Source organism: Frigoribacterium sp. Leaf263, from assembly GCF_001422285.1.
GTDB lineage: Bacteria > Actinomycetota > Actinomycetes > Actinomycetales > Microbacteriaceae > Frigoribacterium.
In genome coordinates, this window is the sequence record NZ_LMMO01000004.1 from 766263 (window position 1) to 791093 (window position 24831).

The 24831-nt window shown below is 72.8% G+C and carries 22 protein-coding genes; 16 read left to right on the forward strand and 6 right to left on the reverse strand.

Annotated features, from left to right (window positions below; all coding sequences use genetic code 11):
• Window positions 1-69 precede the first annotated feature (69 nt).
• The 3 genes from ASF17_RS12955 to ASF17_RS12965 all read right to left on the reverse strand — a co-directional run bounded on the left by ASF17_RS12955 (window position 70) and on the right by ASF17_RS12965 (window position 3216).
• The gene (locus ASF17_RS12955; protein WP_235476609.1) at window positions 70-1266 is read right to left on the reverse strand and encodes a multidrug effflux MFS transporter; all 1197 of its coding nucleotides are present in this window, start codon (window positions 1264-1266) and stop codon (window positions 70-72) included.
• A 339-nt stretch (window positions 1267-1605) separates the two neighbouring features.
• Window positions 1606-1956 carry a histone-like nucleoid-structuring protein Lsr2 gene (locus ASF17_RS12960; protein WP_055800522.1) on the reverse strand — a complete coding sequence of 117 codons (351 nt, stop codon included), beginning with the start codon at window positions 1954-1956 and terminating at the stop codon, window positions 1606-1608.
• Between the two features lie 255 nt (window positions 1957-2211).
• Complete coding sequence (locus ASF17_RS12965; protein ID WP_055800525.1) at window positions 2212-3216, reverse strand: LacI family DNA-binding transcriptional regulator; 1005 nt, start codon at window positions 3214-3216, stop codon at window positions 2212-2214.
• A gap of 105 nt (window positions 3217-3321) precedes the next feature.
• Here ASF17_RS12965 and ASF17_RS12970 point away from each other — a divergent pair, with 105 nt between their 5' ends.
• The gene (locus ASF17_RS12970) at window positions 3322-4344 is read left to right on the forward strand and encodes an amidohydrolase (protein ID WP_235476611.1); all 1023 of its coding nucleotides are present in this window, start codon (window positions 3322-3324) and stop codon (window positions 4342-4344) included.
• The gene (locus tag ASF17_RS12975; RefSeq protein ID WP_055800528.1) at window positions 4341-4970 is read left to right on the forward strand and encodes a cysteine dioxygenase; all 630 of its coding nucleotides are present in this window, start codon (window positions 4341-4343) and stop codon (window positions 4968-4970) included. Before ASF17_RS12970 ends, ASF17_RS12975 begins: the two co-directional genes overlap by 4 nt.
• Before the next feature lie 132 nt (window positions 4971-5102).
• Here ASF17_RS12975 and ASF17_RS12980 read toward each other — a convergent pair whose 3' ends face one another.
• Window positions 5103-6617, reverse strand: coding sequence for an aromatic amino acid ammonia-lyase (locus ASF17_RS12980; RefSeq protein ID WP_055800869.1), 1515 nt, complete (start codon window positions 6615-6617; stop codon window positions 5103-5105).
• Window positions 6618-6773: 156 nt separating this feature from the next.
• Here ASF17_RS12980 and ASF17_RS12985 point away from each other — a divergent pair, with 156 nt between their 5' ends.
• From ASF17_RS12985 to ASF17_RS13025, 9 genes are all read left to right on the forward strand, one after another.
• Window positions 6774-7832, forward strand: coding sequence for an ABC transporter ATP-binding protein (locus ASF17_RS12985; protein ID WP_055800531.1), 1059 nt, complete (start codon window positions 6774-6776; stop codon window positions 7830-7832).
• On the forward strand, window positions 7829-8482 hold the full coding sequence (locus ASF17_RS12990; RefSeq protein ID WP_055800535.1) for an ABC transporter permease: 654 nt from the start codon (window positions 7829-7831) through the stop codon (window positions 8480-8482). Before ASF17_RS12985 ends, ASF17_RS12990 begins: the two co-directional genes overlap by 4 nt.
• The gene (locus tag ASF17_RS12995) at window positions 8479-9246 is read left to right on the forward strand and encodes an ABC transporter permease (RefSeq protein ID WP_055800538.1); all 768 of its coding nucleotides are present in this window, start codon (window positions 8479-8481) and stop codon (window positions 9244-9246) included. Before ASF17_RS12990 ends, ASF17_RS12995 begins: the two co-directional genes overlap by 4 nt.
• Window positions 9243-10169 (forward strand): ABC transporter substrate-binding protein, encoded by a 927-nt coding sequence (locus ASF17_RS13000; RefSeq protein WP_055800542.1) that lies wholly within the window; start codon window positions 9243-9245, stop codon window positions 10167-10169. The genes ASF17_RS12995 and ASF17_RS13000 overlap by 4 nt, the downstream gene beginning before the upstream one ends.
• A 287-nt stretch (window positions 10170-10456) precedes the next feature.
• Window positions 10457-12202 carry a urocanate hydratase gene (gene hutU, locus ASF17_RS13005; RefSeq protein WP_082475375.1) on the forward strand — a complete coding sequence of 582 codons (1746 nt, stop codon included), beginning with the start codon at window positions 10457-10459 and terminating at the stop codon, window positions 12200-12202.
• Complete coding sequence (locus ASF17_RS13010; RefSeq protein WP_082475347.1) at window positions 12186-13541, forward strand: allantoate amidohydrolase; 1356 nt, start codon at window positions 12186-12188, stop codon at window positions 13539-13541. The genes hutU and ASF17_RS13010 overlap by 17 nt, the downstream gene beginning before the upstream one ends.
• Window positions 13538-15049 (forward strand): amidohydrolase family protein, encoded by a 1512-nt coding sequence (locus ASF17_RS13015; RefSeq protein WP_082475348.1) that lies wholly within the window; start codon window positions 13538-13540, stop codon window positions 15047-15049. The genes ASF17_RS13010 and ASF17_RS13015 overlap by 4 nt, the downstream gene beginning before the upstream one ends.
• Before the next feature lie 14 nt (window positions 15050-15063).
• The gene (hutI, locus tag ASF17_RS13020; RefSeq protein ID WP_055800545.1) at window positions 15064-16266 is read left to right on the forward strand and encodes an imidazolonepropionase; all 1203 of its coding nucleotides are present in this window, start codon (window positions 15064-15066) and stop codon (window positions 16264-16266) included.
• Window positions 16267-16355: 89 nt separating this feature from the next.
• Window positions 16356-16949, forward strand: coding sequence for a HutD/Ves family protein (locus ASF17_RS13025; protein ID WP_162236425.1), 594 nt, complete (start codon window positions 16356-16358; stop codon window positions 16947-16949).
• Window positions 16950-17129: 180 nt separating this feature from the next.
• Here the strand turns inward: ASF17_RS13025 and ASF17_RS13030 are convergent, their stop codons facing one another.
• On the reverse strand, window positions 17130-17648 hold the full coding sequence (locus tag ASF17_RS13030) for a hypothetical protein (RefSeq protein WP_055800553.1): 519 nt from the start codon (window positions 17646-17648) through the stop codon (window positions 17130-17132).
• A 421-nt stretch (window positions 17649-18069) separates the two neighbouring features.
• Between ASF17_RS13030 and ASF17_RS13035 the strand changes: the two genes are divergently transcribed.
• Together ASF17_RS13035 and ASF17_RS13040 are read left to right on the forward strand one after the other, a co-directional pair.
• A complete protein-coding gene (locus tag ASF17_RS13035; RefSeq protein WP_055800555.1) occupies window positions 18070-19041 on the forward strand; it encodes a ribokinase in 972 nt (323 codons plus the stop codon).
• Between the two features lie 241 nt (window positions 19042-19282).
• A complete protein-coding gene (locus tag ASF17_RS13040; protein ID WP_055800560.1) occupies window positions 19283-20398 on the forward strand; it encodes an FAD-dependent oxidoreductase in 1116 nt (371 codons plus the stop codon).
• A gap of 92 nt (window positions 20399-20490) precedes the next feature.
• Here the strand turns inward: ASF17_RS13040 and ASF17_RS13045 are convergent, their stop codons facing one another.
• Window positions 20491-21498, reverse strand: a complete 1008-nt coding sequence (locus ASF17_RS13045) for a sugar-binding transcriptional regulator (protein WP_200913486.1) — start codon at window positions 21496-21498, stop codon at window positions 20491-20493.
• A 173-nt stretch (window positions 21499-21671) separates the two neighbouring features.
• Between ASF17_RS13045 and ASF17_RS13050 the strand changes: the two genes are divergently transcribed.
• The 3 genes from ASF17_RS13050 to ASF17_RS13060 all read left to right on the forward strand — a co-directional run.
• The gene (locus ASF17_RS13050; protein ID WP_055800563.1) at window positions 21672-22838 is read left to right on the forward strand and encodes a zinc-binding dehydrogenase; all 1167 of its coding nucleotides are present in this window, start codon (window positions 21672-21674) and stop codon (window positions 22836-22838) included.
• Window positions 22835-24574 carry a dihydroxyacetone kinase family protein gene (locus ASF17_RS13055; RefSeq protein ID WP_055800567.1) on the forward strand — a complete coding sequence of 580 codons (1740 nt, stop codon included), beginning with the start codon at window positions 22835-22837 and terminating at the stop codon, window positions 24572-24574. The genes ASF17_RS13050 and ASF17_RS13055 overlap by 4 nt, the downstream gene beginning before the upstream one ends.
• Window positions 24571-24831, forward strand: a 261-nt coding sequence (locus ASF17_RS13060) for an RpiB/LacA/LacB family sugar-phosphate isomerase (protein WP_162236426.1), incomplete at its 3' end; no start/stop codon positions are given. The genes ASF17_RS13055 and ASF17_RS13060, both read left to right, overlap by 4 nt.

The window sequence follows — 24831 nt, forward strand, 5'->3', positions numbered from 1 at the left end:
TGGGCGGAAGCGGCCCTTCGTGGGGTCGTGAGGGGCGTCTTCCGACCACCGTGGGCGGGCTGAACCTCGCTACGCGCCGCCCGTGCCCGTGCCCGTGCCGCCGCCCGTGCCCGTGCGCGCACCCGCTCCGGCCCCGCGTCGCGACGACGCGAGCAGCTGCACCACGAGGCCCGCCGCGATGAAGCCGAGCATCAGCCCGCCCATCACCGTGGCCGTTCCGCCGAGCGCCCCGGCGAGAGGGGTGGCGGCTCCGCCGAGCCCGAACTGCAGCCCGCCCGCGAGGGCGGCGGCGGTGCCGGGGGACCGGTGCCCGAGCGCCTGCGTCAGCGTGATCGATCCGGGGATCACCCAGCCCCATCCCGCCGTGACGAGAGCGAGCGCGGGCCAGATCAGTGCGGGTCCGATCCCGCTCACGGCCCCGACGAGCACCAGGGCCGAGCCCGTCGTGCACGTGACGAGCCCGATCGTGAAGAGCCGGTTCTCGGCGATGCGCCCCACGAGCCGGCGGAACACGAGGGTCGAAGCGATCATGCACGACGCGTTCGAGGCGAAGACGAGCGTGTAGAGCCCTTCGCCGAACCCGTACTGCTCTTGGAACACGAACGACGACGTCGCGATGTACGAGAAGAAGCCGATCGTCGCCGCGCACCCCGTGACGAGGTACCAGCGGAACCGCGGCATGGCGAGCAGCGCGCCCATCCGCCGGAGCGAGGCCGACAGCGAGCCGGTTCCCGGCTCGGGGTCGACGAGGGTCTCGGGGAGGCGCGCCGCGGCCGCCGCGGTCAGTGCGACTCCCAGCACGGCCAGGACCACGAACGTCGCCCGCCAGCTCGACACCGACAGCACGACGCCGCCGACGAGCGGGGCGACGACCGGGCCGACGGCGTTGATGGCGGCGAGCGTCGCGAACAGCCGGCTGCGGACGACCCCGGTCGTGGTGTCGCCGACCATGGCGCGGGCCGCCACGGAGCCGGCCGCGCCGCCGAGTCCCTGCGCGACGCGGGCGACGACGAGCGTGGTCGCGTCGGGGGCGATGGCGCAGGCGAGGGAGGCGAGGGCGAAGACGGCCGTCCCGCCCAGGAGGATGCGCCTCCGGCCGGTCCCGTCGCTGATCGGTCCGATGACGATCTGACCGACGGCGAACGAGACGAGGAACGCGGTGAGGCTGAGCTGCACCTGCGCGGTCGAGGCTCCGAGGTCGCGGGCGATCGCCGGCAGGGCCGGGATGTACATGTCCGTGGCGAAGGGCGAGATGCCGACGATCAACGCGACCGTCAGGATGGTGCCGCGCCGGACGACCAGGAGGGGCGGCTCGGGTCCGCCGGGACGTCATCGTCTCTCATCGGGTCGAGCCTAGGCCCGGTGCGTCGAACCGGTGTGAAACCGCGTTCCGTCGCCTCCGCGGATTCTTTTGCGGTTCGATCCGCTCAATGCGGTTCCGCCGCCCGCGACGGATTCCTGTTGGGCGGCACCCGTCGATCATCTCGGCATCTGCGGGCGATGGAGGAGAATGCGCGGGAATCACCTCGGGATGCTTATCCGCGCATTCTCCTCAGGCCCGCGAACGCGAACCCGGCAGAGGGATCGGAGCCGGCAGGGCCCGTCTCAGTGAGCCGCGTCGTACGCCTCGCGGATCGCGCCCGAGACGCGACCGCGGTCGGACACGTCGTGCCCGTTCTCGCGCGCCCACTCGCGGATCCGCTGCAGCTCGGCGGGGTCGGACTTCGGGCGGGGCGAGCCGGCGCGTGCGGCCGGAGCGCTCGTCCTGCGGCCGGTGCGGCGGCCACCCGAGGTGAAGGGCTCGAGGGCGTAGACGAGTTCGGCGACGTGCGCGTCGGTGAGGTCGATCTCGTACGACGCCCCGTCGATCGCGAAGGTGACCGTGCGGCCCTCGCCGTCGGCGATGGGGGTTCCGTCGATGTCGTCGACGAGTTGGATGAATGTCTTCTGGGCCATGATGACGTGATCCGTTCGGTGCTGGTCGGTGCGGTGGATTGCTATCCGCACTCACTATGTCGGAATCCGCCCGAGAATACATCCGGAGGCATGCTCAATTACCTTCCCGGTATAGGCGACGAGTGAAATCCGCCGACCGATTGCGCAGGGGTATCCGCGAGATTCCCCGGTGATAGAGCGCCGGCCCGATAATCGCCACGGGTGCATTTCCGTCGGCTATTCCCGACGTGATGCGCCGTCGCGTCGCGGGGCCCGTCAGCGCCCGGGAGCCGCCGTCGATGCGCGGCTGACGAACCCGGGTCGGAAGATGCGCCGGCGCGAGGCGTCGTCGAGCTCGTCGGCGGGGGTGTGCAGGGCGTCGACCGCGGCGGCGACGATGGCGGCCTCGTCCCAGGCGAACGTGCTCAGCTGCGGCTCGACGAGCGGCGCCATCGCGCTGTCGTCGTAGCCGAGCACCGAGAGCTCCCGCGGCACCTCGAGGCCGACCCGGCGGGCGGCCGCGTAGGCGCCGAAGGCGATGGAGTCGCTGAGGCAGAGCAGCGCCGTCGGGCGCGCCGGCGAGCGCAGCAGCTGCTCGGTGGCCTCAGCCGCCTCCTCGACGGCGGCGGGGGTCGCCGTCACCGTGACGTCGAGTCCGAGCTCGGCCCCGAGCGAGGTGGCCAGCATCTCGGCGGGGCGGCCGGGCGTGGCGGGCATCGCGGGGGCGAGGACGCCGACCGACCGGTGTCCGAGGTCGGCGAGGTGCCGCAGCCCCGTGCCGACTCCGGTGGTGTTGTCGAAGAGCACGACCGGCGACTCGGGCCGGTGCGTCAGCGCGTCGCCGATCGAGACGACGCGGATCTCGTCGGGGACGTCGGCCCAGTACGCCGCCGACGGGTCGACGGGCAGGGCGACCACGGCCTCGACCTGTCGGCTGTTGAGGCCCGCGAGCACCGCCTCCTCGCGGGAGGGCGACGCGTCGACGTCGGCGATCGACGCGTTGAGCGACAGGCCTCCGAGCGCGCGGCTGAGCATCACGGCGAGGTCCTGCTGCCAGAGGTCCCGGAGCGTGCCGACGATCACGACGTTGCTGCTCCGCCCGCCGGCCAGGGCACGGGCGACGGGGTCGACGGTGTACCCGAGCTCGGCGGCCACGCGGGCGACGCGCGCCTGCGTCTCGGACGAGCCCCGCAGACCCCGGAGGGCGTACGACGTCGCCGCCTTCGACAGGCCGGCCGCGTCGGCGACGTCCTGGAGCGTGCGACGGCGGGGCTCCTTCACGCGCTCAGCATACGTCGCGGTGCGCGGCGGTCGGCATGATGCAGCGCGCAGCGGCCAGAGGTCCACCCCCTTGACACCGCGGGTGTGAACCGGTTCACTGGTCCCATGAGTGAACCGGTTCACAGTGACACGATCGCCGAGGAGGCGCGGGTCGACGACTCCGCGCCCGTCCCGGCGTCCGCCGCCCCGGCCGCCACCCCGCGCGTCGCCGCCGCCCGTCGCATCGCCGCCGGCCGCATCGACACCCATCAGCACGTCTGGCCCCCCGCGTTCGTCGCCGCGCTCCGCGACCGCGTCGCCCCGCCCCGCCTCGTCGACGACTGGACCCTGCTCACCGCGGGCGAGGCCCCGTACGCGGTCGATCCGGCCGCCCACGACGTCGAGCGCCGTCGCGCCCGCGAGATCGCCGAGGGCAAGGACTCCGTGCTCGTCTCGCTGTCGAGCCCGCTCGGCATCGAGCACCTGCCGGGGGCCGAGGCCCGCGAGCTGATCGACGTGTGGCACCGCTCCGCGCTCGAGCTGGGCGACCCGTTCCGCGTCTGGGCGGCCACCCCCGTGGTCGAGCACGACCTCGCGGGGCTCTCGGAGATCCTGCGCGACGACCGGGTGGTCGGGCTGCAGCTGCCGGCCACGTGCCTCCTCGATCCGGCCGCCGTGCAGCGGATGGCCCCCGTGCTCGACGTCGTCTCGGTCTCGGGCAAGCCCGTGATGGTGCACCCCGGGCCGGCGCCCGCGGTGGCCGACACGCCCCCGTGGTGGCCGGCCGTCGTGCCCTACGTCAACCAGCTCCAGTCGGCCTGGTTCGCCTGGCATCAGGTCGGCCGCGACGCGCACCCGGCCCTCCGCATCGTCTTCGTCGCCCTCGCCGGGCTCGCCCCGCTGCACCACGAGCGGCTGGTCGCCCGTGGCGGGACGTTCGGCGCGGTCGACCCGAACGTCTTCTACGAGACGTCGTCGTACGACACGAGGGCGATCGACGCGATCGTCCGCGTCGTCGGCGTCGACCCCGTCGTCCACGGCTCCGACCGCCCGTACGCGCAGCCGCGCGATCCCGGTCTCGGTCACGCCTTCACCCACGCCCACGTCTCCGCGAACCCCCGCGCCCTGCTGACAGGAGAACCCCGATGACCCTCACCGCCCCCGGATCGACGACCGGCGCCTCCTCGGCCCCGCTGACCGCCGCCGACGTGCCCGCGCTGCCCGGCCGCGACCTCACGCGCTCCGAGCTGAAGGCCTGGGTCGACGAGATGGCGACCCGCCCCGAGCTCTGGCGCCACCTCGTCAAGCACGGCGGCGGGCAGCGCCACTTCGCGTCGCTGTACCGCGACAGCGACATCGACGTCTGGCTGCTCTGCTGGGACACCACCGACGACACGGGCTGGCACGACCACGACATCTCGTCGGGCGCGGTCGCCGTCGTCGCGGGCGCCGTGAACGAGGCCAACCCGCGGATGGGCGGCGAGGCGGTCAGCCGCGTCGTCGAGGCCGGCCGGTCGTTCCACTTCGGGCCCGACCACATCCACCGCATGGGCGGACACGTCGACGGCTCGGTGTCGATCCACGCCTACTCGCCGCCGTTGTGGCGGATGGGGCAGTACTCGATCGGCTCGAACGGCGTCATGCGCCGGCAGTCGGTCAGCTACGCGGACGAGCTCCGCCCGATGGACGACGTCAGCGTCATCGAGCAGTACCGCGACGAGCAGGCCGCCGCCGACGCGCTGGCCGCCCGCGACTCGTCCGACATCGACTCCTGAGGCGTCGGGCCCCGTGATCGGGCCCGAGCACTCAGGCGCGAGCGGCATCCGAGCGCCCTCCGTCGCGCGGGAGGACGATGTCGGACCGTTCGCCGGTCGGGGGCCCGGCATGCACGCCGGGCCCCCGACCCCCTAGGCGGGGCAGTCCCGCAGCGCGGCGCCGAGCATCGGCAGCTCGGCTTCCATCCGGGCGATGTCCGCTCCGAGCGGCCGGTCGTCGGTCGACGGGTCGATCAGCTCGACCAGGCGCTCGAACACCGGCAGGAGGCGCGTCCCGGCCACGCGGTCGGGCGCCATCTGCAGCGCACGGACGGCCGCGAACAGCTCGACCGCGAGCACCGCGCCCGACGATCGCACCAGGCTCGTCAGCAGCCGCGTGCTCTGGATGGCGAAGCTCGCGTGCTCCTCGAGCCCGAGCGAGACGCTGATGCTGGCGCTGGTCACCGGCGTGGCGTCGATGCGCATGTGGGCGAGGGCGTCCTGCGCGACGTACTCGACGATCATCAGCCCCGAGCTCGTCGCGTTCCGCCGGGCGTCGGCCAGGAACGGCGGCAGTCCGGTCATGTCGGCCCGCATCAGCAGCCCGAGGCGACTCGTCGACAGGCTGAACACGGGCAGCAGGCCGGTGCGCGCCGCGTCGAGCGACCAGGCCAGCGTCGCCAGGTGGAACTGCCCGTGGTGCCGGACGCCGTCGACCACCACCAGGGGGTTCTCGGCCGGACCGCCGAGCTCGCGGTCGAGCGCGTCGAGCAGCACGCCGAGGGCGGTGCGGGCGGGCGCGTGCACCTGGGGTGAGGCCCTCAATCCGAACGGGTCCTGGAGGCGCGCCACCGGAAGAGGATCGCCCGTGACCGACTCGGTCAGCCACCGCAGCCGCGCCGCCTCGCGGACCTGGCCGGGATGCGGTCGAGCGGCGTGCACCTGGGCGTCGAAGGCCTCGGACGATCCTCGGAGGGCCCGGAAGCTGAGCGCCGCGACGACCGTCGCCGCGTCGAGCTGCCGCGCGGCGACGTCGGCCGCGAGCGCCGTCGTGGCGAGCGTCACGGCGCTCGAGCTCATGAAGGGCAGCGAGTCGGTCTCGGCGAAGTCGACCGGGGCGACGCCTCCGCTGCGCCACGGGAACTCGCCGATCAGGGTCAGGGCGACCTCGGCCAGCGCGGTCAGGTCGCCCGTACCGATGGATCCCGTCCGGTGCAGCGTGGGCAGCGAGTCGCTCCGCACCGCGGCCAGCAGGCCGTGCACGACGCCCGGGCTGATGCCGGACCCTCCGGCGAGCAGCTGGTTCAGGCGGACGACCAGCGCGGCCCTCGTGACGCGGTCGTCCTCGATCTCGCCGATGCCCGAGGCGTGGCTGCGCAGCAGACGTCGACCGTGGGCCGCCTGCTCGCGGTGCTCCTCCTCGGGGGTGAGCTCGACCGCGTCGTCGACGACCGAGATGCCGCGGTTGGCGCCGACGCCGGTGTTGGCCCCGTAGACGATGCCGGAGTCGCGCGCGGCCAGCAGCGTGCGGTGCGAGCGCTCGACCGTCTCGAGCGCGTGAGAGGGCACCGACACGCGGGCGCGCCGGTCGGCCAGGGCCACCAGATCGGCCACTCGCAGGGGAGTGCCGTCTAGGGTGACCGGGGGAAGGTCGTCGCTGGCGTGCATGTCGGTCACTGTGCCTCCCTCGTGTTTCGGTCTCGTAAACAGGCTGAGACGCGTATTGACGAAGTATTCATCGCTTCCGCATGATGAATCAACTTATTCACGAATCGCCGGGAGCGCCCTCCTCCGAGACCCGGCATCGCGACAGGAGAACGCCCCATGATCACCTTCGACGGCGTCAGCAAGGTCTACCCCGACGGGACGGTGGCCGTCGACGGTCTCGATCTCGAACTGCCCACCGGCGAGCTGACCGTGTTCGTGGGTCCATCGGGCTGCGGCAAGACCACCTCGCTGCGGATGATCAACCGCATGGTGGAGCCCACGAAGGGGCGGGTCCTCATAGACGGGAAGGACGTCGCGACCGGCGACGCGGCGTCGCTCCGCCGCGGGATCGGCTACGTCATCCAGGCCGCCGGCCTGTTCCCGCACCGCACCATCGTCGAGAACATCATGACCGTGCCCGGCCTCGTCGGCACGAGCAAGAAGAAGGCGCGCTCCACGGCCGTGGAGCTCATGGAGCGCGTCGGACTCTCCGAGTCGATGGCCGACCGCTACCCCGTCCAGCTCTCCGGCGGTCAGCAGCAGCGCGTCGGCGTCGCCCGGGCGCTCGCCGCCGATCCGCCCGTCATGATCATGGACGAGCCGTTCAGCGCCGTCGACCCCATCGTCCGCGAGGGGCTGCAGGCCGAGTTCCTCCGCCTGCAGCGTGATCTCGGCAAGACCATCGCGATGGTCACGCACGACATCGACGAGGCCATCAAGATGGGCGACCGCGTCGCCGTGTTCCGCGAGGGCGGTCACCTCGCCCAGTTCGCCACTCCGCGCGAACTGCTCTCGAACCCCGCCGACGACTTCGTGGCCGGCTTCGTCGGCCGCGACCGCGGTTTCCGCAGCCTGTCGTTCGACTCCGCCGCCGGTCTCGAGGTCGAGCCGGTCGCCGTGGCCCAGGCCGGGCCCGAGCACCTGGTCCTCGACGACGCCGGTCGCCCCCTCGGCTGGTCGGGCCCCGGTCTCGGCTCGGACGCCGCGCCGACGCACCCCGGCGGCTGGTACACGACGAGCGACTCGCTCCGTCTCGTCACGGACCTCGCGATCACGTCGCCCGTCGGCATCGTCATCCGGGTCGACGCCGACGGCGTGGCCGACGGCGTCATCCGGCACACCAGCCTGATGAAGCAGCTGGAGGCGCGCCGCCGTCGCGAGGTGGACGTCGCGTGATCCAGTACCTCGAGAACAACGGGCCGGTCATCCAGGCCGCCCTGTCGCAGCACGTGTACCTCGCGCTGGTGCCCGTGCTGCTCGGCATCGTCGTGTCGCTGCCGATCGGCTACCTCGCCGTCCGGTTCAACTTCCTGTACCACCCGCTGCTCAACCTCAGCGGGATCCTCTACGCGGTCCCGTCGCTGGCGCTCATCGTGCTGGTGCCGTCGGTGCTCGGGATCCGCATCCTCGATCCGCTGAACATCATCGTCGCGCTGACCGTCTACACGGTCGCCCTGCTCGTGAGGGTCGTCGCCGACGGTCTCAAGTCGGTCGACCCGCTGGTCGCCGAGGCGGCCTCGGCGATGGGGTACCGGCGCCTGCGTCGTCTCGTCAGCGTCGAGCTCCCGATCGCTCTGCCGGTCATGCTGGCGGGCCTCCGGGTCGCGACCGTAGCCAACGTCAGCCTCGTCAGCGTCGGCGCCCTGATCGGCGTCGGCGGTCTCGGCACGCTCTTCACCCGCGGGCAGCAGCTCAACTACGCTCCGCCGATCATCGTCGGCATCGTGCTCTCGGTCGTGCTCGCCGCGATCCTCGACGGCATCATCGTGCTGATCCAGCGTCGGACGACGCCCTGGGTCCGCGCGGCGGGGAGGATCGCCTCGTGAACGACGGTCTCCTCTCGTACCTGCTCGACGGGTCCAACTGGCAGTTCGGCGCGACCGGCTCCATCCCGTCGCTGATCCTCACGCACCTCTGGTACACGATCCAGGCGGTCGTCGTGGCCGCCGCCATCGCCCTTCCGCTCGGTCTCTACATCGGTCACACGGGCAAGCTCTCGTTCATCGCGATCAACGCGGCGAACGCCGGCCGCTCGCTGCCGACCCTGGGTCTGATCATCCTGCTGGTCGTGCTGATGGGGCGCGGGTTCCTGCCCGTGCTGATCGCCCTGGTCATCCTGGCCATCCCGCCCATCCTCACGACGACCTACGCCGGCATCCGCGCCGTCGACCCGGCCGCGATCGACGCGGCCAAGGGCATGGGCATGCGCCCGATGCAGGTGCTCTTCAAGCTCGAGGTGCCGATGGCGCTGCCGCTCATCTCGAGCGGTCTGCGCAACGCGCTCCTCCAGGTCATCGCCACGTCGACCGTCGCCGCCTACGTCGGCATCGGCGGCCTCGGCCGTCTGCTCGTCGACGGCATCGCCCTGAACGCCTACGAGCGCGTCGTCGCCGGCGCCGTCGTCGTGGCCGCGCTCGCCATCCTCGTCGACCTGATCGCCGCGGTCGTCCAGCGCTCCGTCATCTCGCCCGGCCTCACCGGCCGACGCGTCACCCGCCGTCCCACCAAGACAGTCCCCGCACCCTCCACCTCACCCGCCCCGACCGGACAGCCCGGTCCCGGCACCCGAACGAAAGCCCCCACATCATGAAGAAGAAGAACCTCCTCGGCGCCGTCGGCGTCATCGGCGTCGGCATGCTCGTGCTCGCCGGCTGCTCCGACCCCACCGAGTCGACCGGCGGCTCGGCCTCCGGCGGCGACAGCGAGACGATCACCGTCGGCTCGGCGAACTTCCCCGAGAGCGAGCTGCTCGCCGAGATGTACGCGCAGGTGCTCGAGGCCAACGGCGTCGACGTGAAGCGCAGCTTCAACATCGGCGCCCGCGAGGTCTACCTCCAGGCTCTCGAAGACGGCTCGATCGACCTCCTGCCCGAGTACAACGGAGCGCTGCTCGCCGCGCTGTCCGACGACGGGGCGCCCGAGGGCGTCACCTCGCCCGACGACGTCTACGACGCGCTGCAGGACGTCCTCCCCGAGGGCATCGTCTCGCTGCCGCAGTCCGAGGCGGAGGACAAGGACACCCTGAGCGTCACCAGCGAGACCGCCGACGAGTACGACCTCGAGACCATCGAGGACCTCGAGCCGGTCGCCGACCAGCTCCGCATCGCCGCCGGTCCCGAGTTCGCCGAGCGCATCCAGGGCATCAAGGGCCTCGAGTCCGAGTACGGCCTCACCTTCAAGGAGTTCGTGCCCCTCGACGCCGGCGGCCCCCTCACCCTCGCCGCCCTGACCGACGGCGACGTCGAGGTCGCGAACATCTTCTCGACCGACTCGGCCATCGAGACGAACGACCTCGTCACCCTCGAGGATACCAAGCAGCTGTTCCTCTCGGAGAACATCCTCCCCATCGTCCGCGAGGACAAGAGCGACGGCACCGTCGAGGACGCCCTCAACTCGGTCTCCGAGGCGCTCACGACCGAGAACCTCACCGAGTACCTCGCCAAGGTCCAGGTCGACAAGCAGGACTCGGCGAGCGTCGCCAAGGAGTTCCTGACCGAGTACGACCTGCTCTAGGTCGTCCCGCCGGCGACCGGGCCTCCCGCCCGGTCGCCGGCACCACCGCACCACCGCGAGACCCACAACCGAACAGCCCGACCGGTGCCCCTCAGCGGGCACGCGGCGCCTCGTCGCGCCCCGACGACCCCGTCGCCTCCTCCTGAACCGCAGATCGACCCCGAACGGAAGCACCACTCGTGACCATCGACACCGCATCCACCGGCACCACCGCCTCCTCGACCCCGGCCTCCGGGGGGTCCGCGGGCGCGACCGACGCGACCCGCGCCTCCTCGGGTCCGCGCCCCGTGCGGGCTCCGCGCGGCACCGAGCTCAGCTGCCTCGGCTGGCAGCAGGAGGCGGCCCTGCGCATGTTGATGAACAACCTCGACCCCGAGGTCGCCGAGCATCCCGACGACCTCGTCGTCTACGGCGGCACCGGCAAGGCCGCCCGCAGCTGGGAGGCGTTCGACGCGATGGTCGCGACGCTCAAGACGCTGAAGGACGACGAGACGATGCTCGTCCAGTCGGGCAAGCCGGTCGGCGTGTTCCGCACCAACGAGTGGTCGCCGCGCGTGCTGATCGCCAACTCGAACCTGGTCGGCGACTGGGCCAACTGGGAGGACTTCCGCAAGCTCGACGCTATGGGCCTCATGATGTACGGCCAGATGACGGCCGGCTCGTGGATCTACATCGGCACGCAGGGGATCCTGCAGGGCACCTACGAGACCTTCTCGGCCGTCGCGGACGCCAGCTTCGGCGGCACCCTCGCCGGGACGATCACGCTCACCGCCGGAGTGGGGGGCATGGGAGGCGCGCAGCCGCTGGCCGTGACCATGAACGACGGCGTCGCCCTCTGCATCGACGTCGACCGCACCCGCATCGACCGCCGCGTCGAGCACCGCTACCTCGACGTCGCCGCGTCGAGCCTCGACGAGGCCCTCGAGCTGGCCATCGCCGCCCGCGACGAGAAGCGGCCCCTCTCGATCGGCGTCGTCGGCAACGCCGCCGAGATGGTGCCCGAGCTGCTGGCCCGCAAGGCGCCCATCGACATCGTCACCGACCAGACGTCGGCGCACGACCCGCTCTCGTACCTGCCGATCGGCACCCGCTTCGAGGACATGGCCGCCGAGGCCGCCGCCGACCCCGCCGACTTCACCCTCCGCTCGCAGGCCGCCATGCGGGCCCACGTCGAGGCGATGGTCGGGTTCCAGGACGCCGGCGCCGTCGTCTTCGACTACGGCAACAGCATCCGCGGCGAGGCGCAGACCGCCGGCTACGATCGCGCCTTTGCGTTCCCCGGCTTCGTGCCGGCCTACATCCGCCCGCTCTTCGCCGAGGGCAAGGGACCGTTCCGCTGGGCGGCGCTCTCGGGCGACCCGGCCGACATCGCGGCGACCGACAAGGCGATCCTCGAGCTGTTCCCCGAGAACGAGTCCCTCCGGAAGTGGATCACGATGGCGGGGGAGCGCGTGGCGTTCCAGGGTCTGCCCGCCCGCATCTGCTGGCTCGGCTACGGCGAACGCCACCTGGCCGGTCTCAAGTTCAACGAGATGGTCGCCTCGGGCGAGCTGTCGGCGCCGATCGTGATCGGTCGCGACCACCTCGACTCGGGCTCGGTCGCGTCGCCCTACCGCGAGACCGAGGCCATGCTCGACGGCTCCGACGCGATCGCCGACTGGCCGCTGCTGAACGCCATGGTGAACGTCGCATCGGGCGCCACCTGGGTGTCGATCCACCAGGGCGGCGGCGTCGGCATGGGCCGCTCGATCCACGCCGGTCAGGTCATCGTCGCCGACGGCACCGACCTCGCCGCCGAGAAGCTCGGGCGCGTGCTCGTCGCCGACCCGGGCATGGGCGTCATCCGCCACGCCGACGCCGGGTACGAGCGGGCCGTCGACGTCGCGGCCGAGCGCGGCGTGCGCATCCCGATGCGCGAGCAGGCCCGAGGAGGCGCGGGCGCCGTCTCCGAGACCGCTGCGACCGAGAGCGCTGCGACCGAGAGCTTCGCGGCCGACGCGACCGAGGGCACCGTCGATGGCCCTCGCCCGTAGCGGGGCGACCGTCGAGCGGACCCGGCTGCGCACCTCCTTCGACGGCGTCTGGGGCGACCTCGAAGGCGTGGGTCGCGATCCGCGTTCGGGCGGCTACGACCGGTTCTCGTGGACCGGCGTCGACCTCGGGCTCCGCGAGTGGTTCGCCGCCGAGGCGACCCGGCGGGGGCTCGAGGTCGAGGTCGACCGCAACGGCAACCAGTGGGCCTGGTGGGGCGCGCCGGCCGACGGCGCCGTCGTCACCGGCAGCCACCTCGACAGCGTGCCCGGCGGCGGGGCGTTCGACGGGCCGCTCGGCGTCGTCAGCGCCCTGCTCGCCGTCGACGCGCTGCGGGCTGCGGGCGTCGTGCCCGAGCGCCCGCTCGCCGTCGTCAACTTCGTCGAGGAGGAGGGCGCCCGATTCGGCCTCGCCTGCCTCGGCTCGCGGTTGATGACCGGCGCGGTCGACGCCGGGCACGCGCTCTCGCTGACCGACGACGACGGCACCACCCTCGCCGACGCGATGTCGGCGGCCGGGCACGCCCCCGAGCACGTCGGTCTCGACGAGGCGGCGCTCGCCCGCATCGGGGTCTTCGTCGAGCTGCACGTCGAGCAGGGCCGCCACCTGGCGCTCGGCGACGAGTCGGTCGGGGTGGCCAGCTCGATCCTGCCGCACGGCCGGTGGCACTTCTGCTTCGAGGGCGAGGGCAACCACGCCGGCACCACGCGACTCGTCGACCGTCACGACCCGATGCTGCCGTTCGCCGAGGTCGTCGGCGCCGCCCGCCGCCTCGCGGCCGAGGCCCAGGCGGTCACGACCTTCGGCCGGGTCCGCGTCGACCCGAACGGCACGAACGCGATCCCGTCGCGGGTCGACGCCTGGCTCGACGCCCGCGGGCCCGAGCAGAGCGGCGTGACCCGTCTCGTCGACGACCTGCAGAGGTTCGCCGAGGAGGCGTCGGCCGGCCACGGCGTCCGCCTCACCGTCGAGAACGACAGCTTCACCCCCGTGGTCGACTTCGACCCCTCGCTGAGCGACCGGCTGCGGGCGTCGCTCGGCGCCGCGTCGATCGGGGCGCCCACCCTGCCGACGGCGGCCGGGCACGACGCCGGGATCCTCGCGTCGCGCGTGCCCACGGCGATGCTCTTCGTCCGGAACCCCACCGGCATCAGTCACAGCCCGGTCGAGCACGCCGAGGCGGAGGACTGCGTCGACGGCGTCGAGGCCCTCACGATCGTGCTGCGCGACCTGCTCGTCGCCCCCCTCGAGGTCGTGCCGGCCGGGGCGACCGGGACGACGCCGCACCACGGCGGCGCGGACGCGGGCGCGGGCACGGGAGCGGGCGGGTCCGGGTCATGAGCGCGGCGGGCACGGCGACGTTCTGGGCGGAGCACCTGTGGACCGGGGTCGGCGACGTGCGGCACGGCGTCGTCATCGAGGTCGCCGCCGACCGCATCGTCGCGGTGGGCGTCGACGGGGTCGCGCCTCCGGCGGGCTCGATCGAGCTGCGCGGCGTGACGCTCCCGGGTCTCGTCAACGCCCATTCGCACGCGTTCCACCGGGCGCTGCGGGGACGGACCCAGGTCGGCAGCGGCAGCTTCTGGACCTGGCGCGACGTGATGTACTCGGTCGCCGGGCGCCTGACCCCCGCGAACTACGAGACCCTCGCGACCGCCGCCTTCACCGAGATGGTCCTCGCCGGGGTGACGACCGTGGGCGAGTTCCACTACGTCCACCACACCGCCGACGGCACCCCCCACGACGACCCGATCGCCATGTCGCGGGCCCTCGCCCGGGCGGCGGCGACCGCGGGGATCCGCCTGACGCTGCTCGACACGTGCTACCTCGTCGGCGGGTTCGCGCCGGCGACCGGGTCCGCTGCCGAGGTCGATGCCGAGGCGTCCGCCGACGCCTCCGCCGAGCCTGCTGCCGATCCCTCCGCCGAGCCGGCGCACGTGCCGCTCTCGCCGGCGCAGATCCGCTTCGGCGACGGCACCGGCGCGGCCTGGGCCGAGCGGGCGACCGCCGTCCGCGCGGCGCTCAGCGGTCCGGCCGTCGTGGTCGGCGCGGCGGTGCACTCCGTGCGGGCGGTGCCGGAACGCGACCTGGCCACGGTCGCCGCGTGGGCCCATGCGCACGACGCCCCGCTGCACGTGCACGTCTCGGAGCAGCCGGCCGAGAACGCGGACTGCGCGCGCCTCCTCGGCTCCACCCCCGTCGCGGTGCTGCGCCGACACGGCGTGCTCGACCACCGGGCCACCGCCGTGCACGCCACCCATCTGACCGCCGACGACGTGGCCGACCTCTCGGCCGGCGACGCCTGGGCCTGCTTCTGCGTCACGACCGAGCGCGATCTCGCCGACGGCATCGGTCCGGCCGGCGCGCTGGTCGAGGCCGGCGTGCCGCTCACGGTCGGCAGCGACAGCCACGCCGTGATCGATCTGTTCGAGGAGGCGCGGGGCATCGAGACCGGACAGCGTCTCGTCAGCAACCGGCGCGGCTGGTTCGGCGCCGACGCGCTGCTGTCGGCCGCGACCGTCGAGGGCGCCCGGTCGCTCGGCTGGGACGACGCCGGGCTGCTCGAGCCCGGCGCGCTCGCGGACTTCGTCACGGTGTCGCTCGACTCGGTGCGCCTGGCCGACGCCCGGCGCGGCTCGCTGCTCGAGTCGATCGTGTTCGGCGCGACCGCGGCCGACGTGTCGACCGTCGTCGTCGGCGGTGAGATCGTCGTGCGCGACGGGGCGCATGCCCGGGTGGCCTCTCCGGGCGCGGCCCTGCGCACCGCGATCGCCGCCGTCCTGCCGCCTGAGGCGCCGCGGGGCGATGCTGCGCCCGCCGCCGTCTCCACGGCTTCCGAACCCCGCTGAGAGGACCCCTCCGCATGACCGTCACCGCCCTGACCGGCATCTCGCAGCTGGTCACGAACGACCCCGCGCACGACCACGCCGAGGAGTCGAGCGGGCCGCTCGGCGTCGTGCTCGATGCGGCGATCCTGCTCGACGGCGACCGCGTGCTCTGGTCGGGGCCCGCGGCCGACCTGCCTTCGTCGACGGCCGACGACGTGATCGACCTCGGTGGTCGTGCGGTCGTCCCCGGGTTCGTCGACAGTCACAACCACCTCGCCTTCGCGGGCGACCGCTCGGACGAGTTCGCGGCGCGGATGGCGGGGGAGTCGTACTCGGCCGGCGGGATCCGCAGCACGGTCGCGCACACGCGGGCGGCGAGCGACGCCGACCTGGCCGGCTCGGTGCGGCGTCTCGCCGACGAGGCGCTGCGGCAGGGCACCACGACGATCGAGAGCAAGTCGGGCTACGGGCTCAGCGTCGACGACGAGCGGCGGAGTCTCGAGGCCGTCCGCACGGTGACGACCGAGTCGACCTTCCTGGGGGCGCACGTCGTGCCCGCCGAGTTCGCCGGGCGGGCCGACGACTACGTCGCGCTCGTGATCGGCGAGATGCTCGACGCCTGCGCGCCCCTGGCGAGGTGGATCGACGTGTTCTGCGACGTCGGGGCGTTCGACGTCGACCAGACGCGCGCCGTCCTCACGGCGGGGAGGGCGGCGGGGCTGACACCGCGCCTCCATGCCGGTCAGCTGGCGCCGGGCGGCGGGATTCAGCTCGCCGTCGAGCTCGGGGCCGCGTCGGCGGATCACGTGACCTACGCGAGCGACGACGACGTGGAGGCGCTGGCCGGGTCCACGACGGTGGCCACCCTCCTGCCCGGGGCCGAGTTCTCGACGCGGGCCGTCTACCCCGACGCCCGACGGCTGCTGGCGGCCGGGGCGACGGTGGCCCTGGCGGCCGACTGCAACCCGGGATCGAGCTACACGACGAGCCTGCCGTTCTGCATCGCGGTGGCGGTGCGCGACATGCGGATGACCCCGGCGGAGGCTCTCTGGTCGGCGACCGCCGGGGGAGCGGCCGCGCTGCGCCGCACCGACGTCGGGCACCTGGCGGTGGGTGCGGCGGCGGACCTCGTCGTGCTCGACGCGCCGTCGTACGTGCACCTGGCGTACCGGCCGGGGGTGCCGCTGGTGGAGGCCGTCTGGCGCGGCGGGGAGCGCGTGGCGGGGCGCGCGTTCTGACGGGTGCGGGTGCTGGTGCGGGGGCGGGTGCTGGGGCTGGTGCTGCGGGTGCCGAGCCGCGGGTGCTGCGAGCCCTGGAGCGACAGGTCGTGCCGTGGCGGAACGGTGCGGGCACGACGACCGTCGTAGCCGAGGCGTCGCCCGACGTCAGGGTCGGGGCGCGTCGGGCGACTGAGCCGGCCTGGCGCGTGAGCATCGCGACGATCGACCGCGCGGCTCCGTTCTCCCAGTTCGCGGGAGTCGACCGCCTCCTCATGCCCCTCTCGCCCGCCGGTCTCGATCTCGTGATCGACGGCCGGCGGGTGCGTGGTGAGGCGTTCGACGTGCTCCCCTTCGCCGGGGAGTCGGCCGTCGAGGCCGTCGACGTGACGACCCGCGGGCTCGACCTCAACCTGATGACGGTCCGAGGTGCGGCCGTCGGCACGCTCGCCGCGCACCGCCTCGACGGCGAGCTGACGCTCGGCTCGACCGGCTCGACCGGCTCGCTCGGCTCATCCGGCTCGCTCGGCTCGGCCTCGGCCTGGACGGTCGCCGTCGTCGTGGAGGGCGAGGTCTCGTCAGCCGCCCACGGCCCGCTCATCGTGCACGACGCACTCGTCATCCCTCCAGGAGGCGCGGTGCCGGTGACCGGACGAGCCGCTGTGATCGCGCTGGCCGTGATCGAGCCGACCCGCGCCTCCTAGGCGGAGTGCGCGCTCTCCGGCTATTACGCATAGGTGCGTAATAGCGCCGCCAGAGCGTGGCTCCGCCCTCGAGTCCCCGGCCGGAGATCGAGTGGTCAGAAGATGCCCGTCATCCTCGATCGAAGGGCATCTTCTGACCACTCGACGCCGCTGCCAGGCAGAGCGCCCGAGGACGACGGGTCAGCTTCGACTGCTGAGGCGCTTCCAGACCGAGACGAGGTCCGGGCGGGCCCCCGGCGTGGTGCCGAGGCCGACGGACAGGTATCCGGTGCTGTCGGTGAGCACCACGATCGACTCGGCACCCCACTCCTCGAGCGACGATCCGACGATCGAATCGTCGGTGCGCGGGGACAGCGGCAGGTCGACGACCGCCTCGAGGGGCATCGAGCCGTCGGGCACCGAGACCACCGCCTGGAGGTGGTCGATCCCCATGAACGAGCTCGGCACCGCACTGGACGACACGACCGCCGATCCCGACGGGAAGTCGATGCCGCTCGCGTCGGCGATGGTCTCGATGGGCACGTCGTGGCACCTCGGGGCCAGGCCGTTGCAGACGCCGTATTCGCCGGGCTCCTCGATCGTCGCCTGCACGGCCATGATCGGGACGACGACGATCGCGGCGATGATCGAGGCGGAGACGAGCAGGAGCGCCCCGAACCAGAAGAGCTGACTGCGGAGGGTCGGATCGACGGTGCTCATCGATTCAGACTCACGCCCGGCAGGCGGTGGCGAATCCCTCGCGAGTCGTCTCCGGCGCGACTGCAGAGTGAGTCGGCGGTGGGGGCTTGGCCGGGCCGGAGGCGCGAATCACTTCGTGCGGACCGGCCCGGAGACCCCGCCGAACCCGAATCCGACGCGGCTGTCCCGTTGCATTGCTTACCCGACACGAGTTCGCCACAGCGGGTCGGACGGTTTGTGCCCACTTCGGGGAGCGGGGCCGACGACGAGGGAGGCCCGCCCCACGGCACCAGGAGAGGGACACGACGCCGGTGTCGAACGTGGCGTCGTGTCCACCTCCTGGCGTCATGGCGCAGCGGGCGGCGATAGCATCACCGAGGCGCCCGCGGGCTCGACGGGTCCCACGTCGATCGCCCGCACCGCGCCGCGACCAGGAGGAACCATGGCCCCGCACACCGTCCACGTCGTCGGCAGCGTCAACGACGATCTCCGGCTCACCGTCGTCAAGCACGCCGTTCCCGGCGAGACCATCACCGCCACCAGCGCTCGCCGCGAGCTCGGTGGCAAGGGCGCCAACCAGGCGGTCGCGGCCCGTCGTGCCGGCGCGATCGTGCGCTTCGTCGGGGCCGTCGGCAGCGACCCCGCCGGAGACGAGCTCGTCGCCGCACTCGAGGCCGAGGGCATCGACACCTCGGGTGTGGCCCGGATCGAGCACGAGCTGACCGGCCGCGCGATCGTCTCGGTCGACGCGTCGGGCGAGAACCTCATCACCGTCGTCCCCGGCGCGAACGGGGCGATCGAGGTCGACGCCGTGCGCGCCTCCCTCGCCGCGGTGCAGCAGGGCGACATCGTCGTGCTGCAGCTCGAGGTGCCGTTCGAGGTCAACGCCGCCGCCGCCCGCGCCGGGCACGAGCGGGGTGCGCTGGTCGTGCTCAACTCCGCGCCGTCCGACCCGCGCGTGCTGTCGCTCGTCGACGACCTCGACCTGCTCGTCGTCAACCGCAGCGAGCTCGCCGACCTGCTCGCCGCCGATGCCGATGCCGACACCGCCACCGCCGACGCCACCGCAGCCGCCGCCGACGGGCAGGCCGGCACGGCCGCCGACGACCTCCGGGTCGCAGCGACCGAGCTCGCCGACCGGCTCGGAGTCCGACTGCTCTGCACCTTCGGCGGCGACGGCTCCGTCCTGATCGGCGAGGGCACCCCCATCGAGCAGGAGGCCCACCGCGTCGAGGCCGTCGACACCACCGCGGCCGGCGACACGTTCATCGGCTACGTCGTCGCGTCGCTCGCCGACGACGAGCTCTGGGTCGACGCACTCGAGACGGCGTCCCGGGCGGCGGCCGTCGCCGTCGGGCGCGAGGGGGCCGCGCGGTCCGTCCCGACCCGGGCCGAGGTCGACGCGCTCGACTGACCGGGGCGACCCGCGCCTCCTCGGCTCCCGGACCCGCCCGCGCCCGATCCGCCTGAGCACCCGGCCGAGCGCCCGGCCGGGCTGCGGCGGGTCCCCGTCATCCGGGGTGGGTCAGCGCCGACCCGCCGTCGAGGACGCCGACCCGCCGCACTCGACCCCCGCACCGCATCCTCACCGAAACCCCGCAGCCGCACGCTCACGCTCACCCGCACCCGCAGCACCCACCCCCAGGAGGCGCACCATGGCACGCACCGTCGATCTCGTCGTCGTCGGAGGAGGCGCGATGGGGCTCGCGACCGCCTGGCAGGCCGCGATCCGCGGGCACGACGTCGTCCTGCTCGAGCGCTTCGAGCGCGGTCACCACCACGGCGCCTCGCACGGCTCCACCCGCAATCTCAACATCGCCTACGACGACGGCGAGTACGTCGACCTCGTCGCGCGCGCCCGAAACCTGTGGGACGAGCTCGCGCTCGTGTCGGACACCCCGCTGCTCGACCTCGTCGGGGTCGTCAACCACGGTCGCCCCGACATGCTGCGCCGCATGCGCGAGCTGCACGCCGAGCGGGGCGTCGACAGCGAATTCGTCACGCCGGGTGACGCGGGTCGACGATGGACGGGTCTCCGGTTCGAGACCGACGTGCTCTGGGTGCCCGACAGCGGTCGCATCCGCGCCGCCGACGCCCTCGCCGCCTTCGAACGGGTCGCGACCGGCGTGGGAGCCGAGATCCGCTGGTCGACACCGGTCGAGCGCATCGAGATCGAGGGCGACGACCGGGCCCGCGTCGTCACCGCCGACGAGGAGTACCTCGCACCCCGGGTCGTCGTCACGGCCGGTGCGTGGACGGAGCGTCTCGTCGGGGGCCTCGCGCGCCTCCCTCGTCTCGTGGTCACGCAGGAGCAGCCCGCGCACTTCCGCGTGACCGACGACGACGCGGTCTGGCCCGGCTTCAACCACCGCCCCGATCCCGACGGCGACGCCGACGGCTGGTGGTACGGGCCGGTCTACGGCATGCTCACGCCGGGCGAGGGGGTCAAGGCGGGCTGGCACGGCACCGGGCCGGTCACCGACCCCGACGCCCGCAGCCACTCGCCCGAGCCCGAGCAGTTCGAGGCCCTCCGCCGGTACGCCCGCGAGTGGCTGCCCGGGGTCGACGCCGAGACGGCCGATCCGATCAGCTGCACGTACACGTCGACCGACAGCGAGGACTTCGTGCTCGACCGCGTCGGCCCGCTCGTGATCGGCGCCGGCTTCTCGGGGCACGGGTTCAAGTTCACGCCTCTCGTCGGCGAGATCCTCGTCGATCTGGTCGAGGACGGCGAGGGGCCCGAGCGCTTCCGCCTGCTCGGGCGGCGCTGACGTCGGGGGTGACGGGCTGAGGAGGCGCGGCCCGGCTCAGGAGGCGCGGCCCGGGTCAGGAGGCGCGGCCCGGCTCGAGGGGTGCGTCCGACTCAGGAGGCGCGCGTCGACTCGGCCAGGAGGGCGCGGGCCGTCACGGTGTCGGTGACGAGCTCGTTGACGAGGCGGGCCCGCACGGCGCCGAGGATGCTCGGCACCTTCTCGGGACCGACCGCGACCCCGACGGCGTGCGGGATGTGCTGCAGCACCGCGCGGGAGGTGCGGACGACGCGATCGCTGCCGGGGAACTCGAGCGCCTCGCCCGCGGCATCGAAGAAGTTGAGGCAGACGTCGCCCACGGCGTCGTCGAAGCTGCCCTCGGCGACGGGGATGAAGCGCGAGATGGTGTCGCGGGTCACGGTCGGGGCGCCGATGCCGAGCAGGGCGCCCTTCGCGGTCTCCCACAGGCCGACGACGTGCTGGAAGGCCGGGTCGTCGTCGAGCGAGCGCCGCATGTCGACGCTCGGCAGGGCCTGAGCGAACAGGAACGACGGGAACCCGCCGCTGCGCTCGGCCGCGCGGAGCGTGATCTCGTTCGTCTGGAACCAGGGCGAGGGCTCCGTCAGACCGCCGACGGTCGGGGCGAGCTGCACGCCCGGCAGCGGCGGCAGCACCCCCTGCGCGACCTCGTGCATCGTGCGACCCGACGAGACGAGCAGCACGTCGCCGGCCTTCAGCGACATGTTCTCGAGAGCCGCGGCGACGGCCTCCGAGAGGTTGTCGCCGAGCGTGGTGGCGTGCGTCGTGGCCGACAGCCAGACGTCCTGCAGCCCGAGGGCCGACTTGAGCTGCGCTCCGAGCTCGATGTTCTCGTCGTGGTACGGGTCGGTGACCTCGATGCGGACGAGACCCAGTCGTCGGGCCTCGGCGACGAGGCGGCTGACCGTCGGTCGCGAGACGCCCAGGCGCGAGGCGATCTCGACCTGCGTGGCCTCCTCGACGTAGTACATGCGGGCGGCCTGGTAGACGCTGTCGATCGAGAAGCGGCCCGAGCGCTGACCGGCGGCGCTCGCCGACGCGGCGGCGTCCGACTCGACGTCGGTGGTGGGGCTGTCGCTCACGGGGCCTCCTCGCGCCCGACGGCGCCTGCTCGACGATGATCGATCCTATCCTCCCGACCGGCAGCGGAAATTGTGTTCTTGACTTCTGTTCTGGACGTTGTAATCTCGATCCGTGGCCGCATCGACGCGGCCGGGTCGTCTCGCCACGGCCCCATCACCTTCAGGAGGACCCCATGTCGACGACGACCACTGAGACCACGACCCCGTCCGCTCCCGACACGGGCGGCATCCCGACGACCATGAAGGCGGTCGTGGTCCACGGGCCTGAGGACTACCGGCTCGACACGGTCCCCGTCCCCACCCCCGGCCCCGGCGAGCTGCTGCTCAAGGTCGACGCCGTCGGCGTCTGCGCCTCCGACCTGAAGTGCTACCACGGCGCCGCCAAGTTCTGGGGCGACGAGAACCGCCCGGCCTGGGCCGAGCGCGATCGCGTCGCCGGTCACGAGTTCGTCGGCACGGTCGTCCAGGGCGACGACGGCGCCCTCGCCAAGCGCGGCGTCGCCCTCGGCGACCGCATCGCGTGCGAGCAGATCGTCCCCTGCTGGGAGTGCCGCTACTGCCTCATGGGCGCCTACTGGATGTGCGGGCCCCACGACATGTTCGGCTTCAAGGGCTTCGACGGGGCCATGGCCGAGTACGTCCTCGTCCCCACCCGCGCTCTGACCCACCCGGTCAGCCGCGATCTCGCGCCGCACGTCGCCGCGTTCGCCGAGCCGCTCTCGTGCGCGATGCACGCGGTCGAGCGCGGCAGCATCCAGTTCGACGACGTCGTCGTCATCGCCGGCGCGGGCCCCATCGGCCTCGGCGCGATCGCCGGCACCCGCCAGAAGAACCCGAAGATGGTCATCGCCCTCGACATGTCCGACGAGAAGCTGGCGCTCGCGAAGAAGGCCGGCGCCGACCTCACGATCAACATCACCGAGGAGGACGCCGTCGCGACGGTCAAGAGCCTCACCGACGGCTACGGCGCCGACGTCTACATCGAGGCCACGGGGCACCCGTCGGCCGTGTCGCAGGGTCTCAACATCCTCCGCAAGCTCGGCACGTACGTCGAGTACTCCGTCTTCGGTTCGAACGCCTCGGTCGACTGGTCGATCATCAGCGACGACAAAGAGCTCAACGTGCTCGGCGCCCACCTCGGCCCCCACTGCTGGCCCGCGGCCATCAAGCTGCTCGAAGCCGACAAGCTCCCGATGGACGAGATCTGCACGCACCAGTTCCCCCTCGACCAGTTCCAGGCCGCGCTCGACCTCGTCGCCGACAGCCAGGGCGGCTCGGTCAAGGTCAGCATCGTCCCCGGTCTGACCGAGGCCACCACCTCGAGCGCCGTCACCGCATGACCACGATCTACGACGACCCCGACGAGTTCGCCGACGATCAGCTGACCGGGTTCCTCGCGCTCTACGCCGACCGCCTCCGGGGGGTCCCGGGCGGCGTCGTCTCCCATCGCGGTCAGGCCGAACCGCAGGTCGCCGTCGTCATCGGCGGCGGCTCGGGTCACTACCCCGCCTTCAGCGGCACCGTCGGCCCCGGTCTCGCCACGGGCGCCGTCGTCGGCAACATCTTCACCTCGCCGTCGGCCGCCCAGGCCTACTCGGTGGCGAAGGCCGCCGATCAGGGGCGCGGCGTCGTCTTCAGCTTCGGCAACTACGCCGGAGACACGATGAACTTCGGCATCGCCGCCGAGCGCCTCCGCAAAGAGGGCATCGACACGCGCATCGTCGTCGTCACCGACGACATCGCGTCGGCCGACGAGGTCTCGAAGCGCCGCGGCATCGCCGGCGACTTCTCGGTGTTCAAGGCCATGGGCGCCGCAGCAGCCGAGGGGGCGTCGCTCGACGAGGTCGAGCGCATCGGCGTCGCGTCGAACGAGGCGACCCGCACCCTCGGCGTCGCGTTCTCGGGCTGCACGATGCCGGGTGCGACCGAGCCGCTCTTCGAGGTCCCCGAGGGGCATCTCGGACTCGGTCTCGGCATCCACGGCGAACCCGGCATCCGCGACGTCGAGCTGATGCGGGCGACCGACCTGGCCGACCTGTTCGTCGACCGTCTGCTGGTCGACCGGCCGGCCCGCGCCTCCTCGAGGGTCGCTCCGATCCTCAACGGACTCGGCACGACGAAGTACGAAGAGCTCTTCCTGCTGTGGGGGCACATCGCCCGGCGTCTGGCCGACGCCGGGGTCGAGGTCGTCGAGCCCGAGGTGGGCGAGCTGGTCACCAGCCTCGACATGGGCGGGGTCTCGCTCACGCTGCAGTGGCTCGACGACGAGCTCGAGCGTCTGTGGCGCGCTGATGCCTACACACCCGCGTACCGCAAGCTGCGGGCGCCGCTCGACGCGCTGGTCGTCCCGTCTCCCGACGAGATCGCTGCCGGCGCCGACGACACCGCGCCCGACGCGACCGACGCAGCCGTCCGTCTCGGCGACACGGTCCGCACGGCCCTCGGCGCGATCCACGATCTGCTCCGCCGTGAAGAAGAGACCCTCGGGCGCATCGACGCGGTGGCCGGCGACGGCGACCACGGGCGCGGCATGCTCAAGGGCATCGGCGCGGCCGTCAAGCGCGTCGAGGGCGTCGACGGTCGTGCCGGAGGCGCGTGGCTGCTCGGTCGCGCCGGTCTGGCCTGGGCGGAGCACGCGGGCGGCACCTCCGGCGTCCTCTGGGGTTCGGCCCTCGAGGCGCTCGCGGCGTCGCTGACCGACGAGCGCGACGCGTACCCCGCCGCGCTGATCGTCGACGGGGTCGACGCGTTCGCCGAGTCGATCGTCGACCTCGGTCGGGCGAGCGAGGGCGACAAGACCATGCTCGACGCCCTCCTGCCGTTCGCCCGGTCGCTGCGCGAGAGGGTCGACGCCGGAGACCAGCTCGACGAGGCCTGGAGGTCGGCGGCCGAGGTCGCCGTCTCCGCCGCCGCCGCGACCGCCGGGCTGCGACCGAAGGTCGGCCGGGCCCGTCCCCTGGCCGAGAAGAGCGTCGGCACCCCCGACGCCGGGGCCACCTCTATGGGAATGATCGTCACGACGGTCGGCGAGGTCCTCACCTCGTCGTCGGTCTCGAGAGAAGGAGCATCATCATGAGCACCGACCGCACCTACCGTCTCGTCGTCGGATCCGACGACGCCGGGTTCGACTACAAGGAGGCCATCAAGGCCGACCTGATGAAAGACCCTCGCGTGTCGATCGTCACCGACGTCGGGGTCGACGCCGACGGCCACACCGCGTACCCGCACGTCGCGGTCGACGCGGCGCGCATGGTCGCCGACGGGAAGGCCGACCGGGCGATCCTGATCTGCGGCACCGGTCTCGGCGTCGCGATCGCGGCGAACAAGGTGCCC

What these genes read in the sequence shown, in the direction of transcription:
- ASF17_RS13055 (WP_055800567.1), top strand. Translation starts at nt 22,835, where the DNA reads ATGACCACGATCTACGACGACCCCGACGAGTTCGCCGACGATCAGCTG.
- ASF17_RS13035 (WP_055800555.1), top strand. Translation starts at nt 18,070, where the DNA reads ATGGCCCCGCACACCGTCCACGTCGTCGGCAGCGTCAACGACGATCTC.
- ASF17_RS12970 (WP_235476611.1), top strand. Translation starts at nt 3,322, where the DNA reads ATGAGTGAACCGGTTCACAGTGACACGATCGCCGAGGAGGCGCGGGTC.
- ASF17_RS12985 (WP_055800531.1), top strand. Translation starts at nt 6,774, where the DNA reads ATGATCACCTTCGACGGCGTCAGCAAGGTCTACCCCGACGGGACGGTG.
- ASF17_RS12960 (WP_055800522.1), bottom strand. Translation starts at nt 1,956, where the DNA reads ATGGCCCAGAAGACATTCATCCAACTCGTCGACGACATCGACGGAACC.
- ASF17_RS13040 (WP_055800560.1), top strand. Translation starts at nt 19,283, where the DNA reads ATGGCACGCACCGTCGATCTCGTCGTCGTCGGAGGAGGCGCGATGGGG.
- ASF17_RS13015 (WP_082475348.1), top strand. Translation starts at nt 13,538, where the DNA reads ATGAGCGCGGCGGGCACGGCGACGTTCTGGGCGGAGCACCTGTGGACC.
- ASF17_RS12980 (WP_055800869.1), bottom strand. Translation starts at nt 6,617, where the DNA reads ATGCACGCCAGCGACGACCTTCCCCCGGTCACCCTAGACGGCACTCCC.
- hutI (WP_055800545.1), top strand. Translation starts at nt 15,064, where the DNA reads ATGACCGTCACCGCCCTGACCGGCATCTCGCAGCTGGTCACGAACGAC.
- ASF17_RS13030 (WP_055800553.1), bottom strand. Translation starts at nt 17,648, where the DNA reads ATGAGCACCGTCGATCCGACCCTCCGCAGTCAGCTCTTCTGGTTCGGG.
- ASF17_RS13010 (WP_082475347.1), top strand. Translation starts at nt 12,186, where the DNA reads ATGGCCCTCGCCCGTAGCGGGGCGACCGTCGAGCGGACCCGGCTGCGC.
- ASF17_RS12975 (WP_055800528.1), top strand. Translation starts at nt 4,341, where the DNA reads ATGACCCTCACCGCCCCCGGATCGACGACCGGCGCCTCCTCGGCCCCG.
- ASF17_RS13050 (WP_055800563.1), top strand. Translation starts at nt 21,672, where the DNA reads ATGTCGACGACGACCACTGAGACCACGACCCCGTCCGCTCCCGACACG.
- ASF17_RS13000 (WP_055800542.1), top strand. Translation starts at nt 9,243, where the DNA reads ATGAAGAAGAAGAACCTCCTCGGCGCCGTCGGCGTCATCGGCGTCGGC.